General features: G+C 50.8%; 7 protein-coding genes. 1 reads left to right on the top strand and 6 read right to left on the bottom strand.

Annotation, left to right across the window (positions count from 1 at the left end; translation table 11 throughout):
- Window positions 1–100: 100 nt before the first annotated feature.
- Complete coding sequence (locus ACYVHB_RS27495) at window positions 101–1,096, bottom strand: GRP family sugar transporter (protein WP_461055101.1); 996 nt, start codon at window positions 1,094–1,096, stop codon at window positions 101–103.
- A gap of 27 nt (window positions 1,097–1,123) precedes the next feature.
- Entirely contained in the window at window positions 1,124–2,074 is a 951-nt protein-coding gene (rbsK, locus tag ACYVHB_RS27490) for a ribokinase (RefSeq protein WP_461055100.1), read from the bottom strand.
- Window positions 2,075–2,245: 171 nt separating this feature from the next.
- On the opposite strand from rbsK, the gene ACYVHB_RS27485 reads away from it, so the two are divergent.
- Window positions 2,246–3,703: a hypothetical protein gene (locus ACYVHB_RS27485; protein ID WP_461055099.1), complete on the top strand. Its 1,458-nt coding sequence runs from the start codon at window positions 2,246–2,248 to the stop codon at window positions 3,701–3,703.
- A 238-nt stretch (window positions 3,704–3,941) separates the two neighbouring features.
- Here the strand turns inward: ACYVHB_RS27485 and ACYVHB_RS27480 are convergent, their stop codons facing one another.
- The 4 genes from ACYVHB_RS27480 to ACYVHB_RS27465 all read right to left on the bottom strand — a co-directional run bounded on the left by ACYVHB_RS27480 (window position 3,942) and on the right by ACYVHB_RS27465 (window position 14,043).
- A complete protein-coding gene (locus ACYVHB_RS27480) occupies window positions 3,942–5,774 on the bottom strand; it encodes an endo-1,4-beta-xylanase (RefSeq protein WP_461055098.1) in 1,833 nt (610 codons plus the stop codon).
- 34 nt (window positions 5,775–5,808) lie between these two features.
- The gene (locus tag ACYVHB_RS27475) at window positions 5,809–8,460 is read right to left on the bottom strand and encodes a glycosyl hydrolase family 95 catalytic domain-containing protein (RefSeq protein WP_461055097.1); all 2,652 of its coding nucleotides are present in this window, start codon (window positions 8,458–8,460) and stop codon (window positions 5,809–5,811) included.
- Window positions 8,461–8,621: 161 nt separating this feature from the next.
- Complete coding sequence (locus tag ACYVHB_RS27470) at window positions 8,622–12,311, bottom strand: cellulose binding domain-containing protein (protein ID WP_461055096.1); 3,690 nt, start codon at window positions 12,309–12,311, stop codon at window positions 8,622–8,624.
- A 259-nt stretch (window positions 12,312–12,570) separates the two neighbouring features.
- Window positions 12,571–14,043 (bottom strand): RagB/SusD family nutrient uptake outer membrane protein, encoded by a 1,473-nt coding sequence (locus tag ACYVHB_RS27465; RefSeq protein WP_461055095.1) that lies wholly within the window; start codon window positions 14,041–14,043, stop codon window positions 12,571–12,573.
- Between the last annotated feature and the right edge of the window lie 18 nt (window positions 14,044–14,061).

Below are 14,061 nucleotides of genomic sequence, written 5' to 3'. Positions count from 1 at the left end.
GCCAGTTGGCGGCTCTTTTTTCAGAGAAACCGGAGAATCATACGTCGTTATTTAGCCGGTTTTGTCTGCGGCTCAGACGGGATAGTTTTGCTTTTAATGGCTAACGCGCGATAATCAGCAGACTTAAGCCAATGACGTAGCAGACCAGCATGACATTCAGAATTCGGTACGTACTCTTGGAGGCATGGCGAAACTCCCGCCAAACGTAAATGCCCCAGATAGCGGCCACCACGGTGGCTCCCTGCCCCAATCCATACGAAATGGCCGGACCCGCCTGATCGGAGGCAATGATGCTGAACGACAGACCGATACACCAGATGATACCCCCCAATACCCCCATCAGGTGGTTGCGTAGTCCACCCCGGAAATAATCGGCATAGCCAACCGGTTGACCCACGAAGGGCCGCAGCATCAACAGGGTATTGAAAATTAGATTACTGGCTAAAACTCCGATTGAAAAAAAGACGACGGCGGTATACGGACTGAGCTTGCCGGATTCAGGTGTGTTGAAATCCGGAAACATCGACTGCGCCACGTATTTATAGAACAATCCCATCAGACAACCGCTGACAATTGCCAGCGTTAGCCCTTTGGTCGATACGCCCGTTGTCTTATCCGAGCTTTTTCGGTACGCATTGGCATTCAGAATAATAGCCAAAACAATCAGCCCAACACCCCCGAACAGAATCGTCGCATTACCCACGGGCGCGTCCAGGTAATTGACAATGACCCCAATGACCAGCGCCAGCCCGACGCCTACCGGAAAGGCCACCGCCATGCCAGCAATGGAGATAGCCGCTCCCAGCAGAATATTGGAGGCATTGAACACAATTCCACCGAGGATAGCCAGGAAAAGGTTGCTTTGATCAGCCTGGGCAACGTCTACCAAAAAGGACCGGCCACCGGTTCCGTTGCTGCCCAACGTGAAAGCCGAAAGGATCGCCAGCCCGAAAATACCCAGGACATAATCCCAGTAAAACAGCTCGAAACGCCAGTGGCCTGCGGCCAGTTTCTGCGTATTTGCCCATGATCCCCAACAGAGCATGGTAATGACGCAGAACACTACGGCTAAGGTGTACGTTGGAATAATAAACATAGCGTTTAGGAGTTATGGGTCAGGCAATCAGGAATTGGCAGGATAAGGAGTATGATTGATCAGGGGCAGGCTGTTTACTTCCCGGCGGTGCGGCAACGAAGCCTGAGCGCCCATCCGGGTAACGCAAATGGAAGCGGCTTTGCAGGCAAACGCGACCGCTTGTTCAAGCGGCTGATCTTCGGCCAACGCCACGGCTAGGGCACCGTTAAAACAATCGCCGGCCGCTGTCGTATCCACGGCCGTAACGGGCGGGGCCGGAATTAAAGCCGAAACCGTATCGGTATGCAAATAAGCTCCCTTGGCTCCTAAAGTAATGATGACATTGCGAACCCCTTTTGCCCGAAGGTACTGGGCGGCTTTTTTAGCAGTTGATAAATCCATCACCCGAATTCCGGTCAGCAGCTCGGCTTCGGTTTCGTTGGGCGTAATCAGGTGTAAACAGTCGAATAAATCGGTCGGGAGTTGCTGGGCCGGAGCCGGATTCAGAATCACGCGTAAGCCCTTTTGGAAACTGCGCCGAATTACATAGTTGACGGTGGGTAGGGGTATTTCCAATTGAAGAAGCACGATAGATGACGAACTGAGATCGTCCAGAATCAACTCCACATCCTCAGGTTTCAACCGGCTATTGGAACCGGGTGCAACTGTAATGCAATTCTCCCCTTTGGCATCAACATTAATGAGGGCCACGCCCGACGGGAATTCACTGTCTGTGGTAATGTATTTAGGATTTATTTTTTCCCGCTGGAACTGCTGAATGGCCTGTTTGCCAAAAACATCGTTTCCCACTTTGGCCGCCAGAACCACCTGGCCGCCCAACCTGGCCGCAGCAACAGCCTGGTTCGCTCCTTTCCCGCCAGGATTCATCAAAAATTTTCCACCCATAACCGTCTCGCCCGGAGCAGGTAGTTTTTCGGCTTTTACAACCATATCGGTATTCGAGCTACCAACAACGCAAATTTGTGTAGAGGAGAGCATTTGAGTTGGCTTTATATAAGAAGGACAAAAATATCTGCAATAAATTATACTTTTATTCCACATTAACTTTATTTTAACTAATGCTATTGGCTATCATTAGTGGTTTATAATGGTTAAATTAGCTGTTTTGACGCTTTTACCTTTTAAAGATTATATATTTTAGCTTTTCCTATGCTTCCCATTTCTGTTTTGCATCCGCTGGTTCAATCCTTGACGAAATCCGAGAAGCGGTATTTCCGATTGACAACTACTTTACAACAGGGAGACAAAGCCTATCTGCGTTTATTCGACTGCTTGGAACATCATGAATTGTTTACTGAGAATTTGAAGCAGGAGTTGAACACCCTGTTTCCGGCAACAACGCTGGAACCAGCCCGGAAACACCTGTATCAGGTTTTGATGAGAAGTCTGCGGCAGTTTGAGTCCGATAAATCCGTTGAAGAAAGGCTGATGAATCTGATTCAGGATAGCTTGATTTTATTCAACCGGGGCCTGATCGACGTTAGTTTTGAACAGCTTGAAAAAGCAAAAACTCTCTCCCTAAAGCATGAAAAATTCTTGTTCTACATCATGGCTGCTCGTCAAGAACTTCAGTTTGTTATCCGTCAGCAGTTTGGGGGCTGGGATGAGTTCAAATTGATCGAAAAACAGGAAAGAATTCGGGAGTTGCTGGAGCACGAAATCACGGTATTGCAACATGCATCACTGTATGAAGTGTTGCTGTTGCGATATTGGAAAACGGGAGGAGTTCGCAGTTTGCAGGAAAGTGTTCGCCTGAATGATCTGCTGTTGGAAGAGCATCAAGTCATCAATAGCCAGCGCTTAGAGTCATTTGAGTCGAAGCAACTTCACTTGCATTTTCAGTCGACTTATTTTCTGATGACGGATGACCCGGAGGGTAGTTTGCGGGTTTTGCATGAATTGGATGATTTGTTCCAGCGTCACGTTCAGCTTTGGGCGGATCGTCCTGTCTACTACATTCACTTGTTAAATGACATCTTACAGACCCTTCGCGGAACGGAGCAATACGACAAAATGGACTATTTCTTAGAGCGGTTACGAAACGTGTCCATGCCTTCGGAGAGTTTGCTGTTAAGCGTTACCTACCAGATCTTAGAACACCGGCTTCACATTGCGGTAAATCAGGGTAACCACCACGCTGCTTTACAAATCTATAACGAACATCGCGACGTGTTAAAGCGGGGAATGCCCCGTTTACCCATTCAAATTCAGGTACAATTAAACTTGACAATAGCCCGTATTCATTATTGCCAGGGTGACTACGCAGGGGCGCTGGTTGTTATCAATCAAATATTAAACCGGCCAACTCGTTCACTCAGCCACATTTTGTATATCAGTTGCCGGTTGATGAACCTGATGATTCACGTTGCGCTAGACAACCGAGATTATTTGTACTATGAAATCAGATCAATTGAACGAAAATTGAAAAATGAGAAAAAATGGTACCGTGTAGAAGAATTTGTGTTGAGACTGTTGAAGCAATGGCTTAAAAATAAGCCATTAAAATCGTTTAGAAACCAGTCGATTCTGCTTTTGGAAGATCCTTACGAACGTCAACTGATTTTGGAGTCAGGACTTGAAGATTGGTTTGTGGCATTCGTCAGCTAGTAATTTGTACCATCATCTGCAATAACTAATGTTTTCCCAGCGCTGTATGAGGCCTTTACAGAAAGTACATGAAGCCCTCGATCATTATGCCTGTCGAAGAACGCCTTTATCCATGATTCACGTTAAATAGTAGTCAAAAAAAAAGCGTGTTCATTGGGTGAAGTTTATAGAAGTAATCAACCGGCACAGGGACATTGTCGTTACCCGTTTCATCGTTGCATTGGCATAATCATTGAGATTACTGCGTCACTTTCACTGCGAGCGTCTGCCCCTGACTGGAGAGACTCGTCTGTCGGAAAATTTCGGTACCACCTTGCTTCACCACTACCTCGTAGTCGCCGTTGAACCCCCGAATCGTGTACCGTCCATCGGCATCCGTCCGTCCGTTAGCCTCAGTATGCCAGGTTTTATGAATCAGGTCAGAATAGACCTTCCCGTGCGCCCGCAAGGTCCAGTTTTTGTCCCACAGAGCCGCAGCCGGTATCCAGTGCTGCCCCGCCCAGAACCCCCACTGAATCAGGCCGGTCGTGGCGGGATGGCTGTAAAGAGCGGTCATGAAGTCGTGCAGATACCGGGCTTTGAAGTCGTCATCATCGCTGGTAATATCGAATTCGGTAATCTGAATGGGCATCCCCAGTTCGGAAAAGCGGTCGAGCCGGGACAGCACGTAGTCGATGCCGGGGGGCGTACCGCCAATATGGCCTTGCTCACCAATGGCGTCGATGGGTGCCCCGCTTTCTTTGATATATTTCGCGTTTTCATAGAATTTTTCGCTCGGTGAGCCGGGGCCTTCCCCTTGAAACATCGTGTAATCGTTCAAGAACAGTTTTACGCCGGGCGCACCGGCACGAGCCGCCCGAAACCAGTCGATCATGACGGGCCGACCGAGGAGTTCCAGAAAATCATCGTGCGCATACGGCTCGTTCACTACGTCCCACTCCACAAACTGCCCTTTCATAGCGGCTGTCTGCTCGCCAATCTGCCGTAAAATTGTGGCCCGTAAAGCAGCCGTATCGGACTTCAGAGCAGTCAGATGCGGAGAGTGCTGCCACGACGGCCACACCATCACATGACCCCGTACCGGAATGCCGTGCACCCGAAACCAGGCAACACCTTTTTGGGTCTGCGCCTGATTGAAGCGGGGCCAGTTCTTGGCCTTCATCTCGTTCTCCAGCACCACTTTGTTAAAATTTCGGAGTAGTACATCCCGGTATTTAGCTGAATTGGCATCGAGCGTATCCAGAACCCGTTGCGACGAAGTGGCCGTCCCCCAGGCAAAATCATGCTTTTTCAACCGGACGGCTACGTCGGCCCCCGCTACTGGTTTCCCATTCTGATCCATGACCTGTACCGTCAGGTTTCCTTTACGGTATTTTTCGATGCGGTCGGCAGCGGGTTTTCGCCAGGCAGCGTCGGGTGCGTCGCCCGGGTAGTGAATGACGGAGCGAGGCAACCCGGCAATGCTAACCGACTGCCCGTAATTCAGCAGGGTGAGATCCGCCAGTTCGAACGTCTGGGGTGAGTTGCTACAGCGCAGAATCAAGGACAGATCACCCGGCAGCACGGTGCGGCTGGCCGTAAACGGAATCTGGGTACGTGTCCACTCACCGCCAAACGACAGACCCCGCTCCAGGAGTGGCGGCCATTCGTATTTGCCATTCGGAAACCGATCCAGCCGGATTTCCAGAAATGATTCGCCGGTTTCGCGTCGGCTTTGCAGCGACCGGGTGTAAAACGAAAGCAATAATACATCTCCCTGCCGAACCGCACCGGCGGGGGTGCGGCCTTCCGACCGACTGGAGTCGATGGGCGTTTTCAGATTGAACCCGCCGTTTCCGGTCGTGATGTGATACGCCTTCTCAAACGGCTGGCCCTGCACCCCGACCAACTCGATGGTGGCCCCGGCAGGCAGGTTAGATTTACGTAACAGAGCATCTTTGGGTAATAACGAACGGCCTCCCACCGGCGGGGGTGCCGGTACCGCACCGGCGGACCGGCCGGTGCGGGCCTTCTGACCGGCCGGACGCTGGGCAACGGCATTTATCGCCAGGGCCGGGATTAATACCGCCACAGCCATTAATCTGATTAGCAACATAGTAGAATTACTATTTATAGACCACCTGCACCGTCAGGCCACTACTTTCCCGGCCGGTCTTATCGACAGCCGTAACCCTAAATATGCCGTGTTTAGCCGCTTTCATGGCTGTGGCTTTGTACTCGGCGGTTGTCGCTGTGCTGTTCGGTTGAATCAGGGTATAATCCGGTGAGTTGCCAGTGTGTGCATAGATGTTGTAGGCAACTGCATCGGGACTTTTATCCCAGTGAATAACGATTTTTTCATCCTGCTGCTCTTTGATAATCAGGTTCGACGGGTTGCTTACTTTTTTATAAACCGGAATAGCCGTGATGGTGAAGATATCCCCCGCTTTGGTGCCAAACTCGGTAAAATCCCGCTTTTTCGTTACGATAGCTACGGTATTGCCAGCCGTATTTTTTACGGTGGCCTGTTGAATATCTGGATACCGTAGTTTGCAAATACCGCCTGCATTGGATTTGATAGTAAACTTTTGGGCCTGGCCATCAGCCCATTGTGCAGATACCTCGAAATTTCCGCGTGCCAACAAACCCGAATAAAAACCGGTTTTCCATTGGGGCGGCAGGGCGGGCAACAGATCGATAAACCCTTCGTGGCTTTGCAGGAGCATTTCGGCCACACCCGCCGTTCCGCCAAAATTGCCGTCGATTTGAAACGGTGGATGGGTATCCCATAAATTGTCCAGCGTTCCTTTTTGCAGAAGAGTCCGGTACAACGCATAGGCTCGTTCTCCATCTTTAATTCGTGCCCAAAGATTCAGCTTGAACGCCATGCCCCAGCCCGTTGCTTTGTCGCCCCGTCCGTTCAAGCTTTTTTTGGCAGCATCCAGCCAGGCGGGGGTAGTCGAGTTGATGAGCGTACCCGGATACAGACCAACCAATTGCGACGCATGGCGATGCTGAGAATCGCCGATTTCACCGTAGTAATTTTCTTCCCGGTATTCTTTAATCTGACCCGACCAGCCAACCTGAACCGGGTCTAACTTCGGTAACTGAGCCTGAATCACGGACAAAAAAGGGTCGTTATCGCCCAATTGTTTAGCAGCTTTCAGTACGTCCTGATGGTTTTCGTAGATCATTTGCTGGTCAAACGCACTGCCCATTGTTTTGTAATGTTCCTTTACTTTCTGCCACCGCTGCTCAGGGGAATACGACGGATACGTGAGGAGTACGCCCGCCGTATCGACCACTACTTTGGCTAAGAATTTGGACATACCCAACAGGGCGGGATAAGTAATATCTTTCAGGATTTTTTTATCACCCGTAAACGCATAATAGTCCCAGAACAGTTTTGTGGTCATCGTGCCGGTGCCCGGCCCCGAATGAACTCCCGGCGTTGAAATGTTATAGGCACTTGCCCCCGTCCCGATGGTCCAGCCATTTTCGCCTTCACCCGCCAGCAGCTTACTGGGATTCGTCCTCCTGATGTAGTCCGTCGCGCCTTTGGTGGCGGCCCGTCGATAAGCCAGGTTATAATCGGCAAATGATTGAAACAGCTCGGTTAAATTGGTTGTAAAGACGGGCCAGTAATTCATCTGTATGTTGATGTTGTGCCAGTAGCCGCCCGTCCAGGGCGTGATGTCGTACTGGCTCCAGATGCCCTGAAGATTAGGCGGCAACGTACCGGGGCGGGACGAACAAATGAGCAGATAACGGCCATATTGAAAGTACAATTCTTCCAGATACGGATCAATTACTCCTGCTTTGTAGTTTTTTAACAGCGCGTCCGTTGTCAACGGCGACTCTTTTGCGCCAAAATCGACGGTAGCCCTTGAGAATAGCATCGTGTAATCTTTTTTGTGAGCCGCCAGCAGTTCAGCGTAGGTTTTAGCGGAGGCTTTTTTCATGATAGCCGTTACCTTAGGGTGGGGTGAGGTTGTATCGGCTAACTTTCTGGCGTTCGTATGTTCGTCAAAAATGGAACTGTCTAATTTATAATTCGTGCCCACCGCCACCAGGATAAGGGCCGCATCGGCTCCGGTAACCACAATTTTTCCGTTATCACCCTCCGCATCCGTGTAGGCTTTCAGAGTGCCGCCCGCCGGAATGACCTTAAATTGGCCTTCAAACAAAATATTGAGTTGTTCCAACTTTCCCGACAACGTGATGAGGTCGTTTTGAGCCGATACTTTGCCCATGCGGCCATTGTTTTTTGAGGACGAACCAAACGGTTTTTTATAGGGAATCTCAGGTCGCAGCGTAAACGAAAGTTTACCTTTTTTGCTGGCCGTTAATCGAATGACGAGGACTTTATCGGGAAAACTGGCGATGTATTCCCGCTCGTAAATAACCCCGTCCTGTTCGTATTTTACCGTCGACACGGCATCGTTGAGCCGTAAACGGCGGCTATACTTTCGGGGCGTTTTGTGGTTGAAATCCAGGTACAGTTCGGCAAAATTAGTCAAGCCTACGCCACCGTAGAGACTTTTTGCGGCCATACTGTTTTCGGTCAGTTGCACCCGTTCGGTTACCGTCCGGCCAAACAACGAGGCCCCCATATACCCGTTTCCGATGGGGAGTGACCAGTTTTCCCAAGCGGGGTCCAGCGGAGTGGCTTCAACCAATGTTTTGGCATTGAGCGAATCCAGATTCGTAATGGGCAGAACAGGGGCTGGTTTATCATACCACAGAATATAGTTTTTAGAGGAAAGTTTTTGCGCCACACAAACCTCTGTTCCTACACTGAAAACGATGAAAAAGAATAGAAGGAAACGTACTTTTTTCATTCCTGACTGAGTATTTTCCGGTTAAATTTCTGAAAAACGTTACGTAATCAAACAAGAATGGAACCGCACCAGTGCGGTTCCATTCTTGTTTGATTACATTATTTCAGCACTTTAATGGTTTGTTTCTCCCACTGGGTGCGTACCTGTACCAGAAAAATGCCCGTCTGCTGTTGCGCAATCGGCAGTCGGCAACGCTCCACAACGCCAGCCGTTACGACCTGATGGCGGGAAACAAGCCGACCCTGCACGTCGGTCAGCGATACCCAAAGGGATTGCCCTTCTACCCCACGCACCTCTACGTCGACAGACTCACTCCCCTCTGCAAGCGGATTGCCCAGCACCGTGGCCTGCATCGCCGAAGCGAACTCATCATTACCGATACGCGCACCGGCGAGAACCGGCGGCTCCTGCCCATAGATTAGCGATCCGTTCAGGTAGGCCGTAATTTTGGTGTTTTCCGATAGCACTCCCGCTGGTTTATACGAAAAATCATTGGCTTCGTTGAAAGTTGACCAGTCATTTTTGTTAATCCGCTGCTGGATGATGCCCGTTGAACTCAGCGGATTTAGCTGACTTAGCGCAGGCCCGAAACTCAGTTCCAGATACGTATCGGTTCCCGCCCGGTTCTCTTTGATAAATCGACTTCGGATGTTGTTGCCCAATTCGGCGTAGTCGAGGGTGTAAACCAAGGGTTTGTCGCCCTCCGAACTGAACCAGTAGCGAACCGTTAGCTGACTGTAGTCGACCGCTACGTTGCCTTCGTTGGCCAACTTCAAATGAGTACTGATCTGGTTGCTGTTCGGGTTACCATTTTTGTTTTCCGAGTACACCTTCAGGGTCGTCACCGCCGGAATTACCGCTGGCTCAACACCGCCCACCAGGGTGCCGTTGCGGTAAATGGTGATTCGGTCGTTTTGTGTGTAAGACCCGTTTGGCGTAAATGAATAGTCGTCTGATTCCGCGAAATTTGTCCAGTTCTGTTTGCCCACACCCGTCTGAATTTGTCCTGAATTACTGTTGCCTGCCAAGCTCCCCGCCGACGCATCGAACGAATATTCCACGTAGCCCAATGCGCCCTGACGCGGTTGGGCCAGCGGCACGTACTTCATCTTAACCTTGCTCGTACCCAGTTGTGCCCAATACACCGACAGGTTCGACAGGGGAGAAAAATTCTCCACCGTCAGCCAGTATCGGACGGTGAGTTCGCTGTATGGAATGGCGGTACTGCCGTCGTTATATATGTTCAGATAGGGTCTAATCGTGTTATTCGTCAACTGATTATTGTCGGCATCCCGATGGTAAACCCGCAGGCTGGCCGGAAGTGCCGTGACGCTGACGGTTACGCTGGTAACAGGACTTACACAAACGCCCACTTTGCAGGTCACCGAGTAGACGAATTCGCCAACAGCGGAGGTGGAAACGACTAAGGAAGTAGCTCCGTCCGTTCCGTTCCAGTTGACCGTACCCGAACAGTTGGAGACGGTCAGGGTTACGTTACCCGCTCCCTGGGTAACCGTTACGCTGCTGACGGCGGGTGCATCGGGCGTAACCAAAGTTCCCGATACCTCGACCGAAGCGGATGCGGTGCAACCGTCGGCGGAAGTGACGAGTACCGAATACGTACCTGCCTGAGAGACCGTAGCCGTGTTGCCATTGTCAAGCTGGGTAGCGCCGGTGCTAAAATTATAGGTAAAGTTTGAGCCCGACCCCGACGTAGCGGTCAGGGTAACGGTTGGGGTGAGGCAACTGATGGTGCCACTGCCAGACAAACCAACCGTAGGTGGCGCATTGACGGTCAGGTTGAAAGCGGTCGATGTGAGGCTGTTGAAACTGGTGACTACTACGTAATAACTACCCTGATCGCTGGCGGCTACGGCGCTGAGCGATAGCGTAGCGGTGGTCGCTGAGGTTATTCCCGTCAGGACGCTTCCGTCTTTATACCACTGATAGGTTTGTACCGGTCCATCGACGCTCACCGACACACTTACAGGAGTGCCCGCACAAACGACTGAGCTACTGGCGGGTTGCTGGGTGATAAGAGTAGGCGTTCCCTGAAATTCATACGCCCCAATATCGACTCCTGATCCCTGTGGGCGGTTTACGCCAAGAATGTCTTTAACCGCATACTGGCCCGGTGTCGAATTACCAGCATTGATGGCCGGGCTCGAGCTGGCGAGCTGGAAATTGCCATTGGCGGTATCCACAAACTGGGGGTCTACACCCGTCTGGTTCTGCCCCCCTGTGAAGGAAGTTGGGCCGGTGCTGCCAAAAACCAGGTTATTGTCCTGCAATAAATTGAGTGAATTGACAATGACGCCCGCCTGTTTATCCGGGCGACCGGAAAAGATGTTGTTAAATAGTCGGGCATTGTCGGAGTAGCGCATCGCGAATTCAGATGTAATTTCGGGACTGGCCGCATTCTGGTAACTGGTGTTGTTGATCAGAAAGGTGTTGTTGCTGTAGTTGATATTGATGCCCCGACCACCATTTTGGTAAGTGAGATTATTTTCCAGCAGAAATTTACCTGAGTACGCACCCAGTGGGTTGGCACCAAAGCGGTCGTTGTTGTTGTCGAGAATAATGCCATTGCCATCCGTAATACCCTGACATACACCGCTATTGTTCCACTTCACAAACAGGCGATTGCCATAGCAGCGGTTGTTGCGGATGATCATCCTGGGCGCGTCCGTATTATTGTCGTAGTTCCAGCTATTGAGGAAACTGATCCCACTGGCGCCAAAGATGGTGTACCAGGCATTGTTATAAACCGTATTGTTCTCAACCGTAATGTAGTCACTCTCGATAGCCGAAATGCCCGCTCCGGCGCAATCATGAACCACGTTATTCGCAATGACAATGTGGTGAGGGCGAAAATTACCACCCGTACGCCCACTGACGGAGATTCCGTTCCCATTGTATTTCGGTAAAGCCGTTCCCGGATTTTCACAACTGCCGGGCTGTGTGGTGGCTTCGGGCAAGGTAATATTGGCATTATTGCCTTCTATATCGAAACCCCGGATGGTGATGTAAGCCGACCCTGGAATCAAATTGAAGCCCTGATAGCCAGTAAACGATATTTTGGGCTTGTCATTCTGATAGTTGGTAAAGACAATTCCATGGGCAGCCGTTCCCGTTCGTCTGATGATGACGGCATCGCCCGTGCCGCTGTTTCTATAGGTCCCGGCCATCACAAAAACACTGTCGCCCGGTTGTACCAGATCCACGGCACTCTGGATGGTGGCAAAGGGCGTAGCGGGTGACAAACCATTGCTGCCCGCCGTAGCACCTTCTTTAACATAGTATTTCTTGTTGCTGTTGGTAGCGGGCGCATACACGTCTACCCGGTTGTAGCCCGACCCCCCCTGAACGGCAGTGGCCCCGGTAGAGCTGGTCACCTTAACGCTTAGTTCATTGTAGGAGATCTGCCCGTCCGGAATCGTCCAGGTGTAGGAAAAAGGAGCCGTCAGGTCTTCGCCCAGTTTGGTCGTCGTTTTTGGTCCCGTTGCGAACGTAGCCAGGAAAAACTCGACTTTGGCAATGGTTTCGCCCGGTGGCGCCGTTGCGTTAGCCTGAATAATAAGTGGTGTTCCTGTAATGAACGACGACCTGAATCCGGGAAAGGGCATACTCACCGAGAGCGATTGCGCCTGGGTGAGCGTCGATACGCTACTAAAAAGTGCAAAGGCGATCAGCAACGCTTTGTAAAGGCTGACGGATAACTGACTGTTTGTCAGGAAACTGATAGTAAGGCGCGGAGCGATAAGTTTACTACAGGGAGAAGTCTTCATTTTTTTGTGTTTTTGGGATAAGGAAAGATGGATTGTTGTGGCTCATGCCGGGAACGCTACGCCCGCAAGGCATAGGGGAACTGGAAGGAATTGATTGGTTCAGGAAGTTTCAGCGATTCGGAAAGGCAAGACGAGGGTGCTTCCCCAAATAAGTCAGGGAATAGAGTCAGTATGTTCTGCGGTTTTTCAGGTGTTCCGGCTCGCTTTCGTGGCCAGTATCCTCACGGGTTACGAAAGCAAGCCAGTTCTGAGCGAAGACTTAAAATCCGGTATTCTGTGTCAGGTTTGGATTTAGCCCCCGCTCTACGTCCGGAATGGGCAGATACCGGTGTTTCTCTTCAGCAAAGGTTTTGCCCGCTGCTTTCAAAATGGAGACAAACTTGCCGACCCGGATGATGTCGTGCCGACGCTGTCCTTCAAAACACAACTCCCAGTGGCGTTCGTCGAGAACGAGTTTTTCAAACGCTTCGGCATCAGCTTCCAAGGCAACCGGGGGGAGCTGTACGCGGGCCCGTACTTTATTGATGCCTTCGTATTTGAGCGGATCAGCCGCATTCACCCGGTTGGCGGCTTCAGACTGAAGCAGCAGGATGTCGGCATAGCGAAGAATGAAATAATTCACCCGGTCAACGGCTGCGGTACGGCCCGGATCTCTGAATTTTGCAACGAATGGGTCCCTGCCGGTAGCGCCATAATCGACCAGAACAGTGCCGTCCGGCCGGAGAAATTTGGTGTAGAAATTCCAGCCTTTCCGGATTTTATCGTCGTTGGGAAACGCATCGTAAAACGGCCGCTCCACCACGAAACTACCATACGACACCCCCGGTGAGGTTTGGGTGGGGGTAATGTACCCGATCAGGTCACTCACATTATTCGGGGAAAAGTCATACTGGATGGCGAAGAGGTGTTCTTTGCCCGTTTCCTTCGCCACATCAAACACCTCCGGATACGTTGGCATCAAATCGTATTCCTTCGAATTAATGAGTTGATTGAGTTTGGCCAGTGCTGTTTTGAAATCGTCGGGTGTGCCAAAAGGCAGATAGGCTCTGGTGAGAATGACTTTCGCCAGCAGGCCCGTTGCTGCCCCCGAACTGGCCCGCCCTTTATAGTTGTTGGGGATGGCGGCTTCTTTCTCCAGGTTCGCTTCGGCAAAGGTCAAATCGTCGATAATTTGTTTATACACATCCGCTTCCGGGCTGCGAGGAAGGTTTTTGTTGTCTTCGATGCTGGCCGTGGCTTTGGTTACCAGTGGTACTGCACCAAAGTAACGAACCAGTTCAAAGTACATCAACGCCCGAATGAACCGGGCTTCCCCAATCATCCGGTTGTGTTCAGCCTCCGTAAAGGTTGTATTGACTGGAACTACCGGAATCTTTTCGACGATGTTGTTGCACCGATTGACGGTTTGATACAGGATCGTGTACCAGTTGAAGATTTCGGAGTTGGCCGAATTGTAGGTCATATTCTCCAGATCAGGTCGTTCGCCGGTCCCGTACGCTTTGGCTTCGTCGCTGAACACATCATTCAGAATGTATACCCGGCGGCCATAAAAAGCATTATTTTGCTGGAGCTGCGAGTAGATGCCGTTGACGGCTACCTGGGCGTCTGATTTATTCTGGAAAAAATTAGACGAGGTTACAAAATCGAACGCCTTCTCATCCAGAAAGTCCTTACAACTTCCCAGGGTCAGAAAGAGCGGGAGAAAAAGCAGGAATTTAGTAGTACTTTTCATAAAAATAGAAACGGTTTA

The organism is Spirosoma arcticum (assembly GCF_054779955.1).
This window is presented reverse-complemented; position numbering and strand designations above follow the sequence as displayed.